The 22,666-nt window shown below is 54.6% G+C and carries 17 protein-coding genes; 5 read left to right on the forward strand and 12 right to left on the reverse strand.

What is annotated here, in order from left to right; genetic code table 11:
* Positions 1-20: 20 nt before the first annotated feature.
* The 12 genes from ACFPOF_RS27975 to ACFPOF_RS28030 all read right to left on the reverse strand — a co-directional run bounded on the left by ACFPOF_RS27975 (position 21) and on the right by ACFPOF_RS28030 (position 13,288).
* Entirely contained in the window at positions 21-704 is a 684-nt protein-coding gene (locus ACFPOF_RS27975; RefSeq protein WP_378138684.1) for an urease accessory protein UreF, read from the reverse strand.
* A 42-nt stretch (positions 705-746) separates the two neighbouring features.
* The gene (gene ureC / locus ACFPOF_RS27980; RefSeq protein ID WP_378138685.1) at positions 747-2,459 is read right to left on the reverse strand and encodes an urease subunit alpha; all 1,713 of its coding nucleotides are present in this window, start codon (positions 2,457-2,459) and stop codon (positions 747-749) included.
* On the reverse strand, positions 2,452-2,823 hold the full coding sequence (locus tag ACFPOF_RS27985; RefSeq protein WP_378138686.1) for an urease subunit beta: 372 nt from the start codon (positions 2,821-2,823) through the stop codon (positions 2,452-2,454). The genes ureC and ACFPOF_RS27985 overlap by 8 nt, the downstream gene beginning before the upstream one ends.
* Before the next feature lie 64 nt (positions 2,824-2,887).
* Positions 2,888-3,190, reverse strand: a complete 303-nt coding sequence (locus ACFPOF_RS27990; protein ID WP_378138687.1) for an urease subunit gamma — start codon at positions 3,188-3,190, stop codon at positions 2,888-2,890.
* On the reverse strand, positions 3,171-4,133 hold the full coding sequence (locus ACFPOF_RS27995; protein WP_378138688.1) for a HoxN/HupN/NixA family nickel/cobalt transporter: 963 nt from the start codon (positions 4,131-4,133) through the stop codon (positions 3,171-3,173). Before ACFPOF_RS27995 ends, ACFPOF_RS27990 begins: the two co-directional genes overlap by 20 nt.
* Before the next feature lie 79 nt (positions 4,134-4,212).
* Entirely contained in the window at positions 4,213-4,920 is a 708-nt protein-coding gene (gene urtE, locus ACFPOF_RS28000; RefSeq protein WP_378138689.1) for an urea ABC transporter ATP-binding subunit UrtE, read from the reverse strand.
* Entirely contained in the window at positions 4,907-5,689 is a 783-nt protein-coding gene (gene urtD / locus ACFPOF_RS28005) for an urea ABC transporter ATP-binding protein UrtD (protein WP_378138690.1), read from the reverse strand. The genes urtE and urtD overlap by 14 nt, the downstream gene beginning before the upstream one ends.
* Positions 5,640-6,752 carry an urea ABC transporter permease subunit UrtC gene (gene urtC / locus ACFPOF_RS28010; RefSeq protein ID WP_378138691.1) on the reverse strand — a complete coding sequence of 371 codons (1,113 nt, stop codon included), beginning with the start codon at positions 6,750-6,752 and terminating at the stop codon, positions 5,640-5,642. The genes urtD and urtC overlap by 50 nt, the downstream gene beginning before the upstream one ends.
* Positions 6,753-6,792: 40 nt before the next feature.
* On the reverse strand, positions 6,793-7,698 hold the full coding sequence (urtB, locus tag ACFPOF_RS28015; RefSeq protein WP_378138692.1) for an urea ABC transporter permease subunit UrtB: 906 nt from the start codon (positions 7,696-7,698) through the stop codon (positions 6,793-6,795).
* A 103-nt stretch (positions 7,699-7,801) separates the two neighbouring features.
* Complete coding sequence (urtA, locus tag ACFPOF_RS28020) at positions 7,802-9,079, reverse strand: urea ABC transporter substrate-binding protein (protein WP_378138693.1); 1,278 nt, start codon at positions 9,077-9,079, stop codon at positions 7,802-7,804.
* Positions 9,080-9,841: 762 nt separating this feature from the next.
* Positions 9,842-12,163, reverse strand: coding sequence for a glycoside hydrolase family 2 protein (locus tag ACFPOF_RS28025; RefSeq protein WP_378138694.1), 2,322 nt, complete (start codon positions 12,161-12,163; stop codon positions 9,842-9,844).
* A gap of 27 nt (positions 12,164-12,190) precedes the next feature.
* A complete protein-coding gene (locus tag ACFPOF_RS28030) occupies positions 12,191-13,288 on the reverse strand; it encodes a GntR family transcriptional regulator (RefSeq protein ID WP_378138695.1) in 1,098 nt (365 codons plus the stop codon).
* Between the two features lie 214 nt (positions 13,289-13,502).
* Between ACFPOF_RS28030 and ACFPOF_RS28035 the strand changes: the two genes are divergently transcribed.
* The 5 genes from ACFPOF_RS28035 (at position 13,503) to ACFPOF_RS28055 (ending at position 22,579) form a co-directional block, all read left to right on the forward strand.
* Positions 13,503-14,396 carry an ABC transporter permease gene (locus ACFPOF_RS28035; protein ID WP_378138696.1) on the forward strand — a complete coding sequence of 298 codons (894 nt, stop codon included), beginning with the start codon at positions 13,503-13,505 and terminating at the stop codon, positions 14,394-14,396.
* Positions 14,390-15,301 (forward strand): carbohydrate ABC transporter permease, encoded by a 912-nt coding sequence (locus ACFPOF_RS28040; protein ID WP_378138697.1) that lies wholly within the window; start codon positions 14,390-14,392, stop codon positions 15,299-15,301. Before ACFPOF_RS28035 ends, ACFPOF_RS28040 begins: the two co-directional genes overlap by 7 nt.
* 75 nt (positions 15,302-15,376) lie before the next feature.
* Positions 15,377-17,035: an extracellular solute-binding protein gene (locus ACFPOF_RS28045; RefSeq protein WP_378138698.1), complete on the forward strand. Its 1,659-nt coding sequence runs from the start codon at positions 15,377-15,379 to the stop codon at positions 17,033-17,035.
* Positions 17,036-17,135: 100 nt separating this feature from the next.
* Entirely contained in the window at positions 17,136-19,949 is a 2,814-nt protein-coding gene (locus tag ACFPOF_RS28050; RefSeq protein ID WP_378138699.1) for an alpha-mannosidase, read from the forward strand.
* The gene (locus ACFPOF_RS28055) at positions 19,946-22,579 is read left to right on the forward strand and encodes a glycosyl hydrolase family 28-related protein (protein ID WP_378138700.1); all 2,634 of its coding nucleotides are present in this window, start codon (positions 19,946-19,948) and stop codon (positions 22,577-22,579) included. The genes ACFPOF_RS28050 and ACFPOF_RS28055 overlap by 4 nt, the downstream gene beginning before the upstream one ends.
* Positions 22,580-22,666: the final 87 nt, after the last annotated feature.

Raw genomic sequence — 22,666 nt, forward strand, 5'->3', positions numbered from 1 at the left:
GTTAGTGAAATGCGAGCGGGTTACGACATGAACAACCGGGAATACAAGCTCTCGTGCCGAATGGCGAATATCTCGGATATAGGCGCGCTGCTGTAAGCTTCCTCCGGCTGCAGCTCGCATGCGATCCGCCATCCTTCGTCAATCGCCGGACCGAGCCTGGCGATCAGCGCCTGGCATTCGGTCTGACCGATCGGCAGCAGCTTGAGCGCGCTGCCCGTCGTCGTGACGACACAAGAATACAAATAGCCCTGCACGGCTTCGTCGAGTCGCAACCCGAGTCTCCAACACATGAAGCCGTGAACGAGCGGATGCGTGGCGAGGCAAAATCCGGTCCGATGGGCGTCCGTGAGCGGCGACCAATCCAGCGTCGGATGGATGGATACGACCAACTGAAGCAGCCGCCTGCCCATCTTCTCGACGCCCTCGCGGGATTCGCTCCCCGCGCGCTGCAGATGAACCTGCCGCTCGATCCGCCAGAGCCGCAGCCAGTCCTGGATATCGGCGGTCTCATAGACCGCCTTGACGATCATCGCATCGGAGGTCGACCAGCTCTGACGAATCATGACGTGCATATATTGCTCCAGCTCCCGCATATTCCCGATCCGTCCGTCCTGTACGGCGGCCTCCAATCCGAACGAATGCGAGAATCCGCCGATCGGCAGCGCGGAGTCGAGCAATTGTTGGGCTGCGAGCCATCGAATCATAGGCTCATCTCCGCTTCGGTTCGTCTATCTGTCAGAATCATGTCAGAATAAGAAGTAGCGTTGCGCCATCGGCAGGATCTCCGACGGCTCGCATATGGCCGGAATGCCGTCCACCGTGACCGCATAGGTGTCCGGATTGACATCGATTTCAGGCGTTGCGCCGTTGTGGATCATGTCCGCTTTGGAGACGCTTCGACAATTCCGGACCGGTTCGATCCGTTTGCGAAGACCCAGCTTGTCGGGCAGACCGCTGTCGTAAGCAGCCTGTGAGACGAATGTAATCGCGCTTCTCTCCACAGCTTTGCCGTATGCGGCGAACATCGGGCGGCCCATTACCGGCTGAGGCGTCGGGATGGAGGCATTGGGATCGCCCATCTGCGCATAGGCAATGCTTCCTCCCTTGAGCACCAGATCCGGTTTGATGCCGAAGAACATCGGCGTCCAGATCGACAGATCCGCGAACTTGCCGGACTCGATGGAGCCTACGATATGCGAGATGCCGTGCGTAATCGCCGGATTGATCGTATACTTCGCGATATACCGCTTTATACGGAAGTTGTCGCTCTCCTTATCCGGCGCCAAGGAACCGCGCTGGCGCTTCATTTTGTCCGCGGTCTGCCAGGTTCGGATAATGACTTCGCCCACGCGTCCCATCGCCTGCGAGTCGGAGCTGATCATGCTGAATACGCCCATATCGTGCAAAATATCCTCGGCGGCGATCGTCTCCGGCCGAATGCGGGAATCGGCGAAGGCGACATCCTCGGGAATGCGGCTGTCCAGGTGGTGGCAAACCATCAGCATATCCAGATGCTCTTCGATCGTATTGACCGTAAACGGACGGGTCGGATTCGTGGATGAAGGCAGTACGTTAGGGTGCGATGCCGCACGGATGATGTCCGGCGCATGACCTCCTCCCGCTCCCTCCGTATGATACGTGTGAATCGTCCGGCCATTGATCGCCGCGAGCGTGTCCTCCAGGAAGCCGGCTTCGTTCAGCGTGTCGGTGTGGATAGCGACCTGCACGTCGAATTCGTCCGCTACGCGCAGGCAGGTATCGATCGCCTTCGGCGTAGTGCCCCAATCTTCGTGCAGCTTGAGCCCGATCGCGCCCGCCTCGATCTGTTCGATGAGAGGAGCCGGAAATGAAGCATTGCCTTTGCCGGTGAACCCGAGATTCATCGGGAATGCTTCGGCCGCCTCCAGCATGCGTCTCATATGCCAGGCGCCCGGCGTACAGGTTGTGGCGTTGGTTCCGGTAGCCGGCCCCGTCCCTCCGCCGATCATCGTCGTGACGCCGGACGACAGCGCCGTCTCGATCTGCTGCGGACATATAAAATGGATATGCGCGTCGATACCGCCCGCCGTGACAATTCTTCCTTCCCCGGCGATGACCTCGGTGCTCGCACCGACGATCAGACCCGGATGAACGCCGTCCATAATGTCCGGATTGCCGCCCTTGCCGATGCCGACGATCAGGCCGTCCTTGATGCCGATATCCGCCTTGACGATGCCCCAATGGTCGATAATGACGGCGTTCGTAATAATCGTGTCCAGCACGCCTTCATCCCGGACGGCATGAGAGGACTGCCCCATCCCGTCGCGGATAACCTTGCCTCCCCCGAACTTGCACTCGTCGCCATAAACCGTATAATCCCGCTCGATCTCCGCCCACAGCTCCGTATCCGCGAGCCGCACCGCGTCGCCCGTCGTCGGACCGAACATGCCGGCGTAATCGCCGCGATTCATGCTACTCATGGACGGCCCTCCATTCCGCCAGCCGGACGGCCGGACCTTCGGGCAATGGCCCGGCATCCGCCGGTCCCTCGGTCAAGCCGTTCAGGCCGAATGACCGCTTGGCGCCCCCGAGTTCAGTCAGCTTCACCGGCTTCTCTTCGCCAGGCTCGAACCGAACCGCCGTACCTGCCGGAATATCGAGTCTCATGCCGAACGCCTGACTACGTTCGAATCGTAGCTGCTTGTTAACTTCGAAGAAATGATAATGCGATCCGACCTGTACAGGACGGTCGCCCATATTGGCAACCCTAATCTCGACCTTCCGGCGTCCCGCATTCAATTCGATCTCGCCGGGTCGCACGCGATATTCTCCCGGTACCCTCACCCATCCAACCTCGCTCTCCGATTGCTTTGCCCTTTGCTACAATGAACTGCTATCGGTGGCCGCATTAGCCGATGGGCTGATGCACAGTGACCAGCTTGGTACCGTCCGGGAATGTCGCTTCCACCTGAACCTCGTGAATCATCTCCGGAATTCCCTCCATGACTTGATCGACGGTCAGAATCCGCCTGCCGTAAGCCATCAGGTCTGCCACGCTTCTTCCGTCACGCGCGCCTTCCATAATCTCCGAAGTGATCAGCGCGACGCTTTCGGGATAATTCAGCTTCACGCCTCGCTTCAACCGGTCGCGAGCCAAATTCGCCGCAACCGTAATCAATAGCTTTTCTTTCTCACGCTCCGTCAACTGCATGCCTGCTCCTCGCTCCTTTGCGCAGCATGGCGAACAACAACCAGGTCGCTATGAAGAATCCGACCAATCCCAGACCCACATATACAAAATCAAGCCGTTCAGACCAGGCAACCCAGCTTTCCGGCAGTTTTTTCTCAAACAAATGCAGCACTTGTACGAATCCGATAAAAAACGCGGACAGCACCGAGACGCCTGTCACAACCAGGTTGTAGACCAGCCTCTTCCGGGGTGTCTCGGAAGACAATCGATAGGCGCGACTCATCATTATGCCGTCGATCGTATCCAGGAGCGTCATCCCGGCGGCGAACAGGATCGGCAGCGACAAAATACCTATCAGAGAAGCCGATTGGCTTGCAGCTCCTGCCGACAATGCCAGCAGACCGATCTCGGTAGCCGTATCGAATCCGAGCCCGAACAGAAATCCGAGCGGATACAAATGCCAGCTCTTCCGTACGAGACGATACAAAGGCTTGAGCAGCACCGTCAGCACGCCGACGGGCATAGCCGATGAAGCGCCGGACTCGCCGGAAGATGACCCGCTGCGAGCTTGCCTTGCCTCGCGAATCGAGCGCACAAGCATGGTTACATTAACAATTCCGATCACGATCAGAAAAAATCCCGACACGGATGTCCCGATGATCGAACCGGCTTCCCGCAGCGTTTTATTATTAAAAACATAAGTATTGGCAGTGAAACCGACGACCAGCACCATTAAGAAAACGACCGTTGAATGGCCCAGCGAAAAAAACAAACCGACGCCATGCGGATTTTGGCGACCTGTCATAAGCTTGCGAACCGTATTATCGATCGCCGAAATATGGTCCGCATCAAACGCATGACGCAAGCCGAATGAATAAGCCAGCATGCCCAGCCCCCAGAAAACAGGGTCGCGAGCCGCAGCGATAAAAAATCCCGCAAACCCCAGAAGATGGAGCAGCAGCACGATGACAAAATACCTTTTCCATGGATAATTCAGCTCTAACCCCTCCTTCTTCTCTAGCGTCCGGTTACCGCTTCTTGGGTTAGATCGTCAAATAACGCATCACGTTAGGATCGTCGAGATGTTCCTTCCCTCCGCTCCAGACGATCGTTCCTTTCTCCATGATGTAAAATACATCGCCCACGCTGCGAACGAAGTCCAGACTCTGCTCGACGAGTAAAATCGAAGTCCTGCCCTCATTGCGGATGCTGCGAATAACGCTTTGAATATCCTGCACGATCGACGGCTGGATTCCCTCCGCCGGCTCGTCGAGAAGAAGCAGCTCCGGCTCGGAGACGAGCGCTCTGGCGAAGGCGAGCTGCTGCTGCTGACCGCCGCTGAGATCGCCGCCTCTTCGTCCGTACATCGACGGCAGCACAGGGAACTTCGCGATCGCCTCGGACGGTATCTCCCTGATTTTGCGCCGCTTCTTGTCGCGGCACGCTTCGAGTCCGATCCGCAAGTTCTCATAGACGCTCAATTGACCGAACACCTCCCGCCCTTGCGGAACGTACCCGATTCCTGCCCTCGCCCGCTCGCCCGAAGGCGATCGGGTAATATCGCTTTCTTTAAACTTGACTTGTCCCCGCTTCGTCTTGACGACGCCCATAATGCTTTTGACCAATGTGGACTTGCCCACGCCGTTGCGCCCCATCAGACATACGACTTGACCAGGTTCCACCTTCAAGCTCACGTCGCGCAAGATCATGCTCTCGCCGTAGCCCGCTTCCAATGCTTCAACCGACAGCATGCGCATCCCGCCCTTTGCCTTTGCCCAGGTACACTTCGGCCACCCGGTCGTCGCTTTGAATCTCGTCCATCGTTCCTTCCTTCAGAAGCTTGCCTTCGTGCATAACCGTCACCTTGCTGGCGAAGTTGCGCACGAACTCCATATCGTGCTCGACGACGACGACCGTCCGCTTGCGGACGATCTCCTTCAACAGCTCCCCCGTCTTGTCCGTCTCCTTGTCCGTCATGCCGGCCACCGGCTCGTCGAGCAGCAGAATCTCCGGCTCCTGAAGCAGCATCATCCCGATCTCCAACCACTGCTTCTGGCCGTGGGAGAGCAGACCGGCCCGCAGATGGCGTTGGTCTCCGAGACCGATCAGCGTCAGTTCCTCGTCGATTCGTTCACGCTCGCTATGCTTGAGGGACGCCCGCAGCGTCGCCCAGACGCTGCGATTCTGCGACATGGCGATCTCCAGATTCTCCATCACCGTCAGTCCCGCGAAGATAGAAGGCGTCTGGAACTTGCGACCGATGCCGGATTCCGCGATCTTGTGCTCTTGAAGCTTGGTGATGTCGAGGGCGCCCGGCCGACTGCGGAACGACACGCTCCCCGACACTGGCTTGACCTTGCCGCAGATCACGTCCAGCATCGTCGTCTTGCCTGCTCCGTTGGGCCCGATCAGGAAGCGCAGCTCACCCGGCAGCAGCATCAGATTCATGCCTTGAACGGCCTTGAACCCGTCAAACGCTACGGTTATTTCCTTGCAGGACAGAATGGGCGCCTGACTCATGCAAATTCCCCTTTCCGCGTATGTTGCGGACGGCTTCGACTCCGGATCGAATCAAACCGGCGATGCCGCCCGGCAAGAAAACCGTCACGACGATAAACAGCACGCCGAGGAAAATCGTCCAGATGTCCGGATAGGCCTCGGATAGACCGCTCTTGGCATAATTAAGCGCCAGCGTGCCGATCAAAGCGCCGATCAGCGTGCCTCTTCCTCCGATCGCGACCCACAGAATCATTTCGATCGACGGAACAATACCCATCATCGAAGGCGAGATAATGCCGACATGAAGCACGAACAGCATCCCTGCTATGCCCGCCAGCGCACCGGAGAGGGCGAACGTCATCATCTGGTACGTTGCCGGGTTGTAGCCGAGGAAGCGCACCCGGTTCTCCCCGTCGCGAATGGCGCGAAGCACCTTGCCCATCCGGCTTTTCGCGATATAACGACACAAAATAAACACGAACACAAGCGCCACGACCGTCGAAAGATACAAGGCAATCTTCATCGTATCCGACTTCAGGGGCTCGCCTAACAGCTTGGTGAAGCTCGTCAGTCCGTTCGTGCCGCCCGTATGAGCTTGTTGCCCGATGAACAACGTCGTGACGATAATAACAAGCGCCTGCGTCAGAATGGTGAAGTACACGCCCTTGATCCGATTGCGGAACGTAAAGAACCCAAGGAACAAAGCGAGCAGTGCCGGGATCAGGATGCCGAGCAGAACCGCAACGAGGAACGACCTGAACGGTTCCCAGAACCAGGGCAGCTTCGTCAATCCGCTCCAATCCATAAAGTCGGGCAAACGCGCCCCGCTCGCCTGAAGCTTCAGATGCATGCCCATCGCATAAGCGCCCAGTCCGAAAAACACGCCGTGACCGAGGCTTAGTACGCCGGTATAACCCCAGAGCAAATCAAGACCGAGAGCTGCGATCGCGAATGCAAGAAACTTGGCAAGCAAATTCAGGCGAAAGTCGCTTAAATACAGCGGAGCGCAAAACAATACCGCCGCGGCTGCCATATAACCGATAAGCAACCAAAGTCTCCGGCGATCCGCAAAAATCGACTTCATGGCATGCTCACCTTCTCTTCGATGAAATGAATCTCATTCGTCAATCCAGTTGGCGCGTGCGAACGGCGAACAATCCCTTCGGCTTCCACTGGAGGAAAGCTACGATCAATACAAAGACGAATACCTTCCCGAGCGAAGCGTCCGACCACCACTCGAACATGGTGTTAAAGACGCCGATGCCGAGCGCACCGACGACGGTGCCGACCAGCTTGCCGACGCCGCCCAGGACGACGACCATGAACGCATCGACGATGTAATAGGTACCGATATTCGGGCCGATCGGACCGATCAGCGTCAACGCGCAGCCCGCGATTCCCGCTATGCCCGAGCCGATCGCAAACGTCATCCCGTCCACGCGTCTGGTCGAGATGCCGAGACATGCGGCCATCTCGCGATTCTGCATGACCGCCCGCATCCGCCTGCCTGATGCGCTTCGATAAATGTACAAATACATGGCGGTCAGGCAGATGGCGACTAGCGCCAGAATAAACAGCCGCTTGTAAGGGAACACCGCGCCGTCTATCATCTCCAGCCCCCCATCCAGCCACGACGGACTGCTCACGGCGACGTTGGGCGCGCCGAAAATCGAGCGCGCGACCTGCTGCAGAACGAGGCCGACGCCCCATGTGGCGAGCAGACTGTCCAGCGGACGGCCGTACAAATGCCGGATTAATAACACTTCCAGCAAGTAGCCGATGGCGAACGCAGCGAGGAAGCTGGCGATGATCGCAGCGATAAAGTAGCTGTCGAACGCGCCCTGGGGCAGCATGTTCTTAAACAAATTCTGCGTCAAATAAGCGGTGTAGCTGCCGATCATAATAAACTCGCCGTGCGCCATATTAATGACGCCCATAAGTCCGAAGGTAATGGCGAGGCCGAGCGCAATCAACAGCAGGATAGAGCTGACGCTCAAACAGTTGAACAACTGGGAGATCCATACCTCCATGACATTCGCCCCTCCCTGCGAGTAAGGTAAAGCGGGAGTGCACCGTGTCGACGAATCTCGCCGTGTGACGCTCCCGCCCAATGGATTGCTTATGCCTTGAGGGTTAGGATCCCGAGCTGAGGCCGCTTGCCCAATCGTAGCCCTTGAGATACGGGTCCGGCTTGACCGGGCTGCCGGAGTTCCACAGCTCCTTGATCATGCCGTCGGACTGAATCTCGCCGATCCGGACCGTCTTGTAGATGTGGTGGTTCTCGCCGTCGATCGTAACCTTGCCTTCCGGAGCGTTGAACTCGATGCCGCCTGCGGCTTTCTTCACGGCGTCTACGTCGAAGGAACCTGCCTTCTCCACCGCAGCCTTCCACAGGTAGACTGCCGTATAGCCTGCCTCCATCGGGTCGCTCGTTACGCTGTCCGCGCCGTACTTCGCCTTGAAGTTCGCGACGAACGTCTTGTTATCCGGCGTGTCGGTTGTCTGATAGTAGTTCCAGGCAACGAGGTGCCCGGCCAGGAAGTCGGCGCCGATGCCTTTGACTTCTTCTTCGGCGATGCTGACCGACAGCGTCGTCAGATCCTTGGACGTAATGCCCGCATCCTTCAGTTGCTTGAAGAAGGCTACGTTGCTGTCGCCGTTCAGCGTGTTGTACACGACGTCCGGCTTAGCTTCCTTGATCTTGGCGATGATCGTCGTATAGTCGGTATGTCCGAGCGGCGTATACTCTTCGGCGACGGTCTCGCCGCCCTTGGCAGCCAGTTGCGCCTTGATAATCTTGTTCGCCGTGCGCGGGAACACGTAGTCGGAGCCGAGCAGGAAGAACTTCTTCTTGCCTTGTTCCAGCAGGTAGTCGACCGAAGGTACGATTTGCTGGTTCGTCGTGGCGCCGGTATAGAAAATGTTAGGAGAGGATTCGAGGCCTTCGTACTGAACCGGATACCACAGCAGGCCATTCAGCTCTTCGAATACCGGCAGCATCGCCTTGCGGCTCGCAGATGTCCAACCGCCGAATACTGCCGCTACCTTATCTTCGGAAATCAGCTTTCGCGCCTTCTCGGCAAAAGTCGGCCAATCCGATGCTCCATCTTCGACAACGGGCTTGATCTGCTTGCCCAGAACGCCGCCGGCGGCGTTGATCTCGTCGATCGCCATCATTTCGGAATTTTTGACCGTGACTTCGCTGATGGACATCGTACCGCTGAGCGAGTGCAGAATGCCGACCTTGACTGTGCCGCCATCGCTTGCTGCGGACGAAGAGGAAGGTGCCGAGGAAGCCGGTGCCGAAGACGAGGCCGAATTGCCCTCGTTATTGCTGCCGCATCCAACCAAAGCAAGACTCAAAGATACGGCCAATCCCATGCCTTTAAACCACTTTTCTTTTCTCCCCATAACTCCACTCCCTATTCCAAATGTTGATTTATTTCCGAACGATTTTTTATTTGTAGTGGATTATCGTTCGGTTGTTTGTATTATAGTGTTGGATTTCCTTTCATGTCAATATATATAACATTTAAATGTCAATGACTTGTACTTTGATGTTATGTTTGAGGACGAAAAAGACTAATAAGCGTAGGAAACGGAGTAGAAAGGGTGCATATTTGGAATTTCTCATCTGTTAGGGTTGTCATTTGAGTCTGTAATCTGAAGGTATAGGGGAGGTGAATGGTATATTTATGTTATATTATATGACCCAATACGCCAATATTATGATGGACCGATTACCATTATGTAAGTTTTTTTGCCGATAAATAAATGGAAAAAGGGCTTCCCTTTGTGCAGAAAGCCCTTCGTCGTCTATGTCCTAAAGTTACAACCGACATGCCAGTCGCGCGGGGTAACGGCGAAATTTGAAAGGAGCATTTCGCGACGCATGATTGCCAACTTTTTATATCCGCTTCCATGGCTGACCAAGCCTTTATAACATGCACAGAAGGCCGCCGAAGTTATCGGCAGCCTGATTAGCGGTGATTCAACTTTCGTACCCCATCCCTCGGTTTAGCAAAATCATAGGGTTACGATTCGATATCGTACGGAAACTGTTAAGCCAATCGTTGTTTCAATTGCCTCAAACCCATTGCTTGTTGCACGAATGGCTGATGACTTGAACGGTCTGATGATTGGACATTAAAGTCGTCTCCTTTTTTTTCGCTGTCACAGGAATAGTCGCAACGTCTGCAAGGGAGCCGCTGCAGGTTCGTCGGATTTGAAGGCGAATAGGTAATGGTTCTCGATCTCCTCGTTACCAACCGTTCGCAATTTCAAATCAAGTCGGAACGCTTCTTGGTAATCGTCCGGTATGCTCCAGTTAATCGAGCCGCAAGCCGTGACGAGTTCTTTCATCGGAAATCTTTCCGTCTCGCCTTTCAACAACGTCTCGCCGGCTTTGTTGCATATCGTCCAGGACAATTGCGCATCGGCGTCGTCAGGGTGATCGGCGCAAATGAATAACCGCGCTTGAAACGATTCGCCGCGCGCGTAGGCCAGCTTGTCAAACTGCGCCGACGGATGAATCGGACGCTGAGCGAGTGCCGTCCGGAAGTAGGCGGGTTTCGGCATGCCGTAGTAGTCCACGGCGCTCGTGCAAGACACATTCGGGAAAGGTTCGTTCATTTGCCACAAGATGCTCCCGCTGCACCGAGGCGCCCGGCGCCGGTTGGACTCCACGGCATAACCAATGGATTCGGCCTGAAGCCATTGGGACAGCCGGACCTTTTCCTCGAGCGTGCAGACGGGCCCGAATAAGCGCTCCAGCTGTTCGTTCATGTTCCAATATTCGTATCCATGGTGCAGCCAGGTCGGCGAAGGGTCGGACATCGTCGTCAACTCGTCTTCGGGCAGGAATCTCTTCAAGCTTTCCAGGCTCGCGAAGCCGTCTGCGCCATACTCACTGTGAAGCAATGCGTCGCTGCCGTTATAGAGAGCGTAATGATCGACGTCCCCGGCATATTTCCAGGGGCCGTGTACGTCGTAGGACAAGCCTTGCCCGGCGTGCTGTTGTTCCAGAAAAAAGACCGGGCCGGAAGAGGATGAGGGCAAAAACAACCTCTCCCCGTCGAGATCCGCGACCAAATCCCGAAGCATTCGCAAGTTCGGATGGTTGTCGGTGAGCGGCACGAGCCGATCTTGCAAATGTCCTCCTTCGGTCAATTCATTGCCTCCGCACCAGATGGCTAGCGACGGATGGTTTCGTTTTTCCCGAATGACGAAACGCATCGTTTGTTGCAATTCGTGGAGAAAGGCGGCGTCCGCGCTTGGCTCGTTGTTGAATCCGGAACTGGACTGCATCATTTCTTGCCAGATCAAAATGCCTGATTGGTCGCACAACTCGTAGAACAGATCCCGTTCGATCAGACCGCCTCCCCATACGCGCAACAGATTAACGTTCGCCTCTTTGGCAAGCCGGATGAGATGTTCGTATTGCCCCCTTCTTTCGCGACCGTACAATTGATCGACGGGGACCCAGTTCCAGCCTTTTAAATAAACGGGACGGTCATTGACGATGACGGTATAGGCGAGCGAATCGTCGGGGGAGCCCGGGTTTTGCTTGAAATCTAACGTGCGGATGCCGACGGTTAACTCCCGCTCATCGGAAGATTCCGCGTAAGGTTGACCATCGAGACGCACTTCCGTAACCAAACGGTACAGCGGTTGGTTGCCGTAGCCGTTCGGGTACCAGAGCTCAGGATGAGCGATATGTAATCGTTGCTCAATGATTTGTAGTCCCGGTCTTAGCTGCACTTGGGTTGTCCGGGATGAGCAAAGCGTTCCGTCGGGGGCGTACAGGTTCGTTATGACGCTTCCTTGTCCGCCCTTCTCGTTATCGAGTACGACCGTCACGAGCCCCTCCGCGCCGTCTTCGTTTAAGCTTGTCTTCCAGTGAACGTCGTTAAAACGGGACGATCCGTTAATACAAAGATAAACGGGCTTCCATAGCCCCATGTTCTGGAGTCGCGGGCAAAAGTCCCACTTGTATCCGAAACGGCTCTTCAGGTGATCGACTTTATTCGTGTAGCCCAATTGAGGAACGCCTTCCGGCGTTACATCAATGCCGATGAGAAGTTCGTTCGTTTCCCCCCAGCGCAGCCGATCGGTGAGATCGAACTCGGCAGGAGTAAACATGCCGCGATGCTCGCCTAGGGGTTCGCCGTTTAGCCGTAATTTAGCCGAATAGTCAATACCTTCGCATACCAGGCGCACTTTTCTTCCGCGCCAACGTTCATCGGCGACAAAAGCGTTACGATAAAGCCAATTGCGTTCGTTTACCCATTCGCACGCCTGCGAGTTTAGCCCCCAATAAGGATCGGGAAGATAACCTGATTCGTACAAATCGTAATGGACACTTCCCGGTACCTTCGCAGGTATCCATGGTATGAGCCCTTTTAACTCGATGCCGAGTTCCATGCTGCGTCCGAACTCCCAAAATCCGGGGTGCGAACCGGTGAGGAGCCATCCGTTCTCGATCGGTGCTTTCATGCAGTTTCCCTACTTTATGTGTTAGTTTCAATTTATTAATGTCAGGTCCTCGACCGTTCGGCCTTCGTACAAGCTGATAGGGGTAACGATGCTTTCGCAAACCGCTTCCTCACGCATGGCCTTAGCCAACAGCTTAACGGCCTGCTCTCCCATTGCAGCCGTATCTTGCTGAATGAAACTAAAGAAGTAGCCGTCCAAATCATGCAGGCCGGGATTGTCGAATGAAAGAATGGATAGATCCTCCGGGACGCGCCTGCCCATTTCTTTCGCGATTCGAGCTATTAAGACGGAAAGGTTGCGGTTAAACGAAAAGACCGCCGTCATTTCCTTGTGCCGTTCCATCCACGACCTGACCAATGATTCGATTTCTTCCTCGCTATTGTAAGTATCGCGAATTCCGATTAGCCATTGGTCGGGATTGATGACCAACCGATGCTTCTGCGCCGCTTCGAGGTAGCCGCGAAACCGTTCGTCCGCGCTCGACGTCTTCGATTTGGCTTCGGATAGAATGCCAATATTCCGATGTCCTTTGCCGATTAAATATTCCGTCCCCAACATCCCGCCCGTATAGTTGTCCGAGTATACCGCGTTCGTCGGAATGCCCGGCAAATACTTGTCGACCAGAACAAACGGATAAGATAAGGTTTTTAACTTGATAATTTCTTCGCTGTAGATTTCGTTGTCGATCGGGTAAATAATAAGTCCGCTCGTCTGTTTATCCACCAGATCCTGAATGGTCCGCAACTCTTCCTCGGGGCTCAGATTCATCTTGAGAATCAATTCAAAGCCTTCCTTCCGGCAAGCTCGCTCGATCGCTATGAGCATGGCCTTGGCAGCCGCATCAAGCAGCGCCGTTAACAGCACGCCGATTCGTTTCCCTTCCGTTCTTTCGCTCCGCGCAACGAACGTTCCTTTGCCGGAAACGCGGTAGACGAGGCCTTCTTCCACGAGTTGCTTGATTGCCGAGATGGCAGTCACTCTGCTCACGCCGAACTGAGCCATCAACTCCGCTTCCGTCGGGATCTGATCGTCGGGTCTAAACGCCTGACTGGAAATTTGGGATTTAATATAATCCCGTATTTGTAAATACAACGGAACCTTCAAGGAATCGGGCCCAGAAGACATCCAAAATTCACCCCTTAAGCATAGTCGAATACTCTAATACATTTAAGTGTATTGTATCATGCCTTTACCATAATATTAATTATTTTTTCTTCGAAAAACAAGATTTTAATTAAATGTATTAATACTTTTATTTAATATAATGTATTGACTGATTGTATTTAAGGTTTTATGATACTAGTAAATGTTGTAACCGTTCTCAGGAGAGGGTGCCGAAATGCCTAAAGCAATAATCAGACATAAGTTCATTTACTTAATGATCCTGCCGACGTTCATCTATTTTTTGGTTTTCAGTTACGTTCCAATGGTTGGTATTGTTATCGCATTCAAAGACATCCAACTGTTTAAGGGAATCTGGGCGAGCCCGTGGGTCGGGCTTGAACATTTCCGAACGTTTTTCGGTTCCATACAATTCAACCGGTTAATGGGCAACACGCTGACCATCAGCCTGTCCCGCATCTTGTTCGGCTTTCCCATTCCAATCCTGTTCGCCCTCCTGCTGAACGAAGTGCGTATAGGCGTTTTCAAGAAGGCCGTGCAGACGATTACTTATTTCCCCCACTTCTTGTCTTGGGTTATTTTCGGCGGCATTATCTATAACTTGCTTGGACCGATCGGGGCGGTAAACCTCATTTTGAACTTGCTTGGCATGGAGAAAATCGACTTTATGACGAATCCCTCCATTTTCCGAGGCATGCTCATCGTGACGGGTATTCTTAAAGAATTCGGATGGGGCGCCATTATTTATCTTGCAGCCCTCTCGGGCATAGACGGCACGCTGTACGAAGCGGCGCGAATCGACGGGGCCGGCAAGCTCCGACAAGTTTGGCACATTACGCTGCCGGGCATTCGCTCGACCATCGTCTTAATGTTCGTGCTGTCGCTTGCCGGGATTATGGATGCCGGTATGGAACAAATTCTAATTCTCGCAAACCCGCTCGTTTACAGCACTAGCGATATTATCGATACCTACGTATACCGCATCGGCTTACAGGAAAGCAATTTTGGACTGGCTACGGCGGTCGGCCTGTTCAAAGGCGTAATCGGTACCATCCTTATCGTGTTGGGCAACATGATTGTTCGGAGAACGGGGGAACGTTCGATATGGTAGCCAAATCTGCAGAGAAACGAAACCGATCTTTGGACAACAATCCGTTTTGGGCGAACGCCCTCATTTATCTTGTACTGACAGCGTTAAGCTTGATTACGCTGCTTCCGATGGTCAATGTTCTCGCTTTCAGCTTTAGCGAAGCGCGGGCAATATACGATAATCCGTTGATGCTGTTCCCGCATGACTTCACGACGGCTGCCTATACGTACATCTTCTCCACGCCGGCCTTGCTCAAGGCTTTCGGCATTACGGTTTACGTGACGGTTACCGGAACGCTGTTGAACCTTCTCTTTACGGTAACCGGAGCTTACGGGCTCTCCAAGACCAATATCCCGGGCCACCGTTTCCTTCTCTGGTGGACGATCGTTCCGATGCTGTTCGGAGCTGGATTGATTCCGTTTTATCTCCTGCTCAAGGAGTTGCACCTGATCAATTCGCTGTGGGCCATGATTCTTCCCGGACTCGTCGCCCCTTTTAATCTGATTCTCATGCGCAACTTCTTCTGGTCCATTCCGGACGAACTCGAGGAGTGCGTAAAGATCGACGGAGCAACCGAGTGGACGGCGCTTACGCGAATCATTCTGCCGCTCTCTAAACCGGCCATTGCCACGATTGCCCTCTTTTATGCCGTCGGACATTGGAACGATTATTTTAACGGATTGTTCTTTCTCACCGACAACGGCAAATGGCCGCTTCAAGTGCTGCTTCGCTCTATCATTATCGATATGAGCGCCTTAAACATGCGGGGTACCAACCTCGGACAGGATGTCACGAAAGTCATTCTGACGCCGGAAAACATCAAGTCGGCTACGATTGTTTTCTCGATCGTTCCCATTCTGGTCGTCTACCCTTTCCTGCAGCGATATTTCGTTAAAGGCATCATGATGGGCGCGGTCAAAGGATGAAGCAATACCGGGCATGACACAAGGTAAACACCCTCCGGGGTTTACATATTCATTAAATTACAGGGGTGAATGGTAATGAGTATCGCGAAACAGAAACAACAACGCACAAATCGAAAATTGTCGGCTTTATTGCTGACAGCGGTAATGACGACAGGAATGTTGGCTGGATGCGCCGGCAAGAACGACAAGGAGAGCACAGGCAGTCCCGGGTCCGCGTCGCCGCAGCAATCGCCGACGTCATCGGCATCCGCCTCGTCCTCGGAAAAAGCCACGCTTGCCGAGTTCTCGTATATGCGGCCGGTATGGGGCCCCGCCACCTTTGCGGAAGGCGGCGCTTACGAGCAACAATTGAACAAAGCCGCGAACGTGAAGATGAAAGTTCAAATCGTCCCCGTCGGCGAATACGACGCAAAGCTTAACACGGTCTTCGCTTCCGGCGACTTGCCGGACGTGTTCTGGGCGTCTGGTCCTGCGGACTACAAGTTCGTCGACATGCAAAAGCAAGGCGCATTTTTGAAAATCAACGACTATCTGGAGAAGTATCCCGCTATCAAAGCAATGGCGCCGCAAGCCCTGTGGGATCAGTTAAAGGACGAGAACGGCGACATCTTCTTCCTGCCGAACGCAATCAATCCCTTTAATCCGATGTTTAATTTCTACCGCAAAGACCTGTTTGAAAAACTGAGCATTCCCGAACCAACAACGATAGCTGAACTGGAAGCCGCTTTGGAAAAAATCAAAACAAGCGACCCGAAAATCATTCCGCTCACCGGCCAGGACAGTTTCTGGGGACTTGGCGCGCTGGGCACGTCGTTCGGCTTCGCCAAGGAAGGGTGGATGCCATCCAAGGAAGACCCGAACAAACTTGTTCCTTACTGGATGTTGGATGGTGTCGTGGATTTCAACATGTGGCTGAAAAACTTGCGCCATAAAGGTCTTCTCGATTCGGAATATCTCGTGAATAAAGATTGGTCGCACTCAAAAACGAAGTTCGAGACGGGCAAAGCCGCCGTGTTGGGGATCAACTGGGCGTATACCCCGGAAATCCTTCAAAACATGAAGAAATCGGCACCCGATGCCAAGCTCGGCATTTTGCCGCCTTTGAACGGCCCTAACGGCGATGCGGGCGGCGCCCAACTGTTCAGTTTGTACGACAGGGGAATTTACGTCTCTTCGAAGATGAAAGACCCGGATGGATTCTTCCGCGTACTGAACTGGTCGTTGACGGAAGGCAGCGACTTTAGCCGCTATGGCGTCGAAGGCAAAACGTATAAAGTCGTGGACGGCGAGAAGGTGCCGCTGCCGCAAGACCAAGTGGAGAACGACTTCAAGACGACGCAGATTGAACCGCTTCAATTCCTTCGTCCGATTCAAGAGAAATTGGACTGGACCGCGCTGAAAAGCCAATACGAAGGCGCCGGCATCGGCGATATGTTCGAAGAAGTCAAAAGCAAGTACTACGCTTACACCGCCAACTATTACGGCAATTACCGCCTGCCGAGCACGGTGTCCACGACGGAACAGAAGGATGGCGCGCGGATTTACACCGATTACTTGCAACCTCTGATTGACGGCGGCGCGACACTCAATGACAAATGGAACAAACCGGAATGGGAAGCAGCCGTGAAGAAATGGCTTGACGCCGGCGGCGCCAAAATCATTGAAGAAATTAACGCCAACCAGCCATCCAAAGTTAAACCGGAAATCAACATTAAAGAGCTGTTTCCTGAATAACGGTCTAGATAACGAGTAAGTGCTATCTTTCGGCCCGCCCCCGGATGAATAAAGGGTGGCGGGCTTTCCATTTTGGGAACAGAGACAGGAGAGACCCGTATTGGAACGCCATAAAAGCAACGATACTCAAACGAAAGTGTTCGTTATCTCGCATACGCATTGGGATCGGGAATGGTACCAGGACTTTCAGGGTTACCGCGTCCGGCTTGTCTACTTAATTGACGAATTAATTGAGACGATGGAGCAAAATTCCGCCTATCGTTATTTCATGATGGACGGGCAAACGATTGTCATTGACGATTACTTAGAAATACGTCCCGAGAACAAGGAACGGCTTCTTTCCTTAATCGAACAAGGACGTATCGATGTAGGTCCGTGGTACGTCATGCCGGATGAATTTCTTCCGGACGGAGAATCGCTTATTCGCAATTTGCAGACGGGGATTCGGCGTGCGCGCTCTTGGAATGCCGAGCCGTTGCTTGCCGGATATTTGCCCGATTTGTTCGGACACATCAGCCAAATGCCACAAATCCTGCAAGGCTTCGGCATCGATAATGCCGTTCTATACCGCGGACTCGACGGCCGCTCCTCCCCTTCCGAGCTCTGGTGGGAAGGCGCCGATGGAAGCCGCGTTCTAACGCTAAGACTCGAAGAAGAACGCTCGTACGGGGATTTCTATTTCGCCGTCCGTTGGCCTTTCGAAGACCGTGATTTCACGTACGACGGCGAAGAAGTCGTTCGGAGGGCACGCGATTTACTGCAACTCAAACGCGATCGGGCGCTAACGGACCGGCTCGTCGTGTGGGACGGCGTAGACCATGTCGAAATCGAACCGTGTTTGCCGGATTTACTGCATACGCTTAACGGAGCCGGACTAGGAGCCGACTTTCAACACGCCCGCTTCGACGACTACATGCGGGAGCTTCGTCCTCTAGCTAGGGAAACATGGCCTGTCGTGCGCGGGGAACAACGGTTCCCCGGTTATGCCGGACTTAATCATATGGTGTTGGCGAACGTCCTCTCTTCCCGCATCCACCTAAAGCAGCACAACGATCAGTGCGAAACGCTTTTGACTCGATGGGCGGAGCCTTGGGGAGTGTTCTCGTCATGGGAAGGGCGTTCGTATCCCCGGAGCTTTCTCCAACAATCCTGGGAATTCTTGCTCCAGAATCATCCGCACGACTCCATCTGCGGTTGTTCCATCGATCAAGTGCACCGGGACATGATGTACCGGTTCGATCAATCCCGTTTGATTGCCGAGTCGATGCTATCCGAACAACTGGCATATATCACGAACAACATTGATGCGCCTTGGAGCGCCGACGATCGTACGCTCGTTCTGTTCAACGCCTCCCAGTATCCGCTGGACGGCATTGCAACGGCGGACGTCGAGTTGCCTAGCGGCACGGATGCTTCCCAAACCATGCGCTTGCTCGGCGGGACTTCGTTCAGGTTGTTCGATGCCGAAGGACGAGAAATGGACTATCAGGTTCTCGGCATGGAGACACGCGCCGTCAACCGAGTTCGCCCGTTCCGTTCGGTACCGGTAAGCGAATCCGTGGATCGGATTCGGATCGCGTTCAAGGCGAACATTCCGTCTTTCGGCTATTCGGCCTATCGCGTGCAGTCGTTTACGATTAGCGGTCCGGCGTTCGGAGAGTACGCAGCCGAAAGTTTCATAGCGCCGGTACGCTATACAGGTACGATGAGAACCGGCAATCTAACCTGGAATAATGGAAGGTATATTTTACGGGTCGCGGACAACGGATCGATCGGCATCGAAGATTTACATACCAACCGCGCTTTCGACGGCCTCGTTTTGTTCGAAAGCGAAGGAGACATTGGAGACGGATGGAAACATATCGCGCCGCTTCGGAATGCGTATGCCTACTCCACCGGTTGCCCGGCGGAGATCTCTGTCGAAGCGGACGGACCGTTCTTCTCCTGCATTAAAATTGCCGTTACCATGCAGGTTCCCGCGTTCGCGGGCGCCGATCTGAACGGTCGCTCGGAAGAAACTGTGCCGCTGCGCGCAACGACTTGCCTTGAAATCCGCAAAGACGATCCCGTCCTGCGAATTCAAACCGTCGTCGACAACCGCTCGCGCAATCACCGTTTTCGCGTGTTGTTCCCGACTAACTTTACCGGCAAACACTATCGGACCAACACGGCATTCGACTTGGTCGAGCGCACGATCGAGAAACCGAATTTCGACGGATACTTGGAAAATTGGGCAGATGTCGTTCCGCACAGCGGCTTGATCGTTATGAACGACGATACTTGCGGGTTGGCGGTCTATTCCGAAGGCTTGCACGAGTTGACGTTGCGGGAACAGAAGCGCACGATCGCACTGACCCTCTTCCGCTCGACAGGCGACGAAGTGCTAACCAACGGATCGGACGGAGGGCAGTTGCTCGGCCGCCTGACATTCGACTATGCCCTTCGCTTATTCGATCCTGAGCAAACCTCTTCCGCGCAGTTGTGGGCCGAACATGCAAGGTTCAAGTCGTCCGATCGGTCATTAACACGCAAGCAAGGCCGAATTCGCCATGAAACGCCTCATCGGCGGGAACCGACGCTCCCGCTGTCAAACGGTTACTTGACGTTGGCGTACAATCGACTCATCGTCACGGCAATTAAGCAAAGCGAAGACGAGAAAAATGTGTTTATCGTAAGACTGTTCAACGCGGAGAACCGTGAAATATCCGACCGCTTGCGCTTTGCGTTCGCCGTTGAATCCGCAGAGTATGTCAGCCTGAATGAAGACCGCCCTTATCCGATTCGCCTTTGCGAAGACGGCAGCCTTGACGTTACGGCCAAACCCAAAGGCATTGTTACCATTGGATTTCGCATCGCGATACCGGTTGACGGGTCTCCGCGCCCGGACAATCATACGGAGGAGCTTGAATCATGAACAAAGAGATTACCCCCTTTATTGAACACCCGGCTTATTCGGGACCGATCGTCGTGTCCGCTTCCGTACTTGAATTCGGTGCGGCTCCGAATTCGCAAGCCGATCAGACCCGTTGCTTCCAAGACGCGCTCGACTGGACGGCTCTGCAAGGCGGAGGAGTCGTTTGGGCGCCAGCCGGCAAGTATCGTTTCGACGGCGGCTTAAAAGTGCCTTCCGGCGTTACGTTGATGGGGCAATGGTACGATCCGAATACGCCGGGCAAGACGGGCGCCACAACCGTCTATCACGTCTATGCGGGCAAAGGCTTAGGACCGGATGGGGGCTCCTTTATCGAAGTTGGCGCAAGCGGCGGGATTGCGGGAGCGATCATCTTCTATCCCGAGCAAAATGAATGCGCGCCCGTCCCTTATCCGCCGGCAATCAAGCTCGCCGACAGGGGGCGCAGCTTCGCGACAGCGCGTTTCTTGACCCTCGTGAATCCGTGGGAAGCCATTCATGCCGGTCCGGAAGGCAATGAGCTTCATACGATCGAGCATATTTATGGAACGCCTCTGGCTCGCGGCATTCTCGTCAACAAAACAACCGATATCGGGCGCATTCAGCACGTTCGCTTCTCTCCTTGTTACTGGCTGCGATACGCGGATACGTCCGTAGACGAGCAAGCGCTGCTGAAGCTGCTCGGCAACGCCGTCGGTCTCGAACTGCAGCGTACCGATTGGGAATACGTCTATCGATTCGAATGCGAAGATTACGGTATCGGCATCCGCTTTGAACGGGATCCCGGCTCGACGGATATTACGGACGGTCCGAACGGTCAATTGTATGACATTCGCATCGATCGAGCACGTATCGGATTACAGTTCCGGCACCTGAACACGATTGGCATGTGCGTGACGCGAGGACGCGTCCACGCCTCTCCCGTTCCCGGCTCGTTGGCCGTTGAAGTAGCGGCGGACTTCGATTCCGTCGCCCAGCTGTTCGATCTGTCCCTGGCCTCTTCCGAGACAGCCATCGTATCGATTCGGCAAGGCGCCGGGGGCTCGGTCTCCTTTCAAAGCTGCGACTTCCAAGGCAGCCGCTCCGACGACGCGGTTGCTTTGGAAGCCGCGGGAGCTACCGTACTGCTGTCGGGATGCTCCTTCAATAACAAAGGAACGTCGATCGAGTGCCTGGAAGGCTTGATCGCCGCGTCCATTGCTGGATGCCGCTTTCCTTCCGACTCGATTCCGATTCGTTGCGAACAAGGAGCGGAAGGCCGCATCATGTTGGATGCCGCTCCCCGCGATTTCGTCGAGATTCGCGAGCCTGAGCCGGATTTGGGCACTCAACCGCAGCCGCGCCGGTCGGTATTGTATCCGCTGCCCGAGTCTCCAGTCGGAATCGACTGGACGCAATTGCGCGATAAGGCGCATTTGATACAAGCCGCGCTTGAAGCGGCCGCCCGAGAAGGAGGAGGAATCGTGTATTTACCTCCTGGACCGCATCTCATTGCCTCCCCTTTGGTCATACCGGGGGGCGTAGAACTTAGAGGGTCTTACAACGTCCCTCACCACACGAACGCACCGGGAACGACGCTCTACATCGTGCATGGAGAAGGAGATCCCGACTCCGCACCTTCCATTACGCTTATGGAAAGGGCCGGAATTCGCGGTTTGAATATTTGGTACCCGCGTCAGCGAATGGAAGCCGTCACGCCTTATCCGTGGACGATTCGAATGGCCGGAGAAGAAGCCTGGGTCATCGAGGTCAGCCTCGGCAACAGCTACAAAGGTATTGATGCGTGGAGCGGGACCGGCGGGCACTACATTGAATTCGTGACGGGCTGCTTGCTGAAGGAGGGCATCCGGGTTTCCGGTTCCGAAAGACGAGGCTGGCTGAAAAACATTCATCTTAATCCGCATATGTATTTCCGTACGATCGGCACCGGGCTTCCGAACAGCACGATCGACCAAGCGGATGAAGCCGTCAAATTTTATGTGTTGCTGCCTTGGTTGGACCGTGAGCTCGAATATGCCTTTCGCTTCGGCAAAACGAAAGACGAAGTCGTGTTCAACTGCTTCAGTTACCGATCCAAGCTCGGATTGGACATTGCCGGGTTGCCTGGCGAAGGGTTCGACGGCACGTTCTACGGCCTTGGCTGCGACGGCACCGTATCCGGATTCCGAATCGTTCATACGGGCGATCGCGAGCTTCAGTTCATTAACGCGGGCATCGACATTGTGCATCAGGATTATATGCAAATTCAAGAAATAGGCGGAATGCCGGCAAAAATCGCCTTTATGAACAGCGTTTTCGGTGGTTATAATCTAAATCCGCGTCGGGGCGTAGTCATCGACGGAGGACACGTCCGCATTCAACAAGTCCATTTTCGCGCAAACGGCGCCGAAGAAGAATCCGATGCAGGCGTTCATTTGCGCTCGGGAAGGCTGTCGCTTTACGCTTCCGTCTTCGGACATATCGGCCCTATCGACGGCAGCCGCTTTTCCAAGCAGGAAAGGGTGACAGACGTTCGAATCGGCGCGGGCGCCTCGCAAGCCGAAATCGTGTGCAATGCGGCACGGGATACGTTTATGCTCGTCTCGCAGGCCGCAGATGTCCTCCCCGTCGCCGTAGGCAACGTATCCATGTAGAAGACCGGACCGGAAAGGAGGTGATGCCCAAGTCCGCGCAAGCGAACTCGATCGGCGGTTGCTGATTATCGTTTCGTACACCATTAC

It is taken from the genome of Cohnella soli, assembly GCF_042655525.1.
GTDB lineage: Bacteria > Bacillota > Bacilli > Paenibacillales > Paenibacillaceae > Cohnella > Cohnella soli.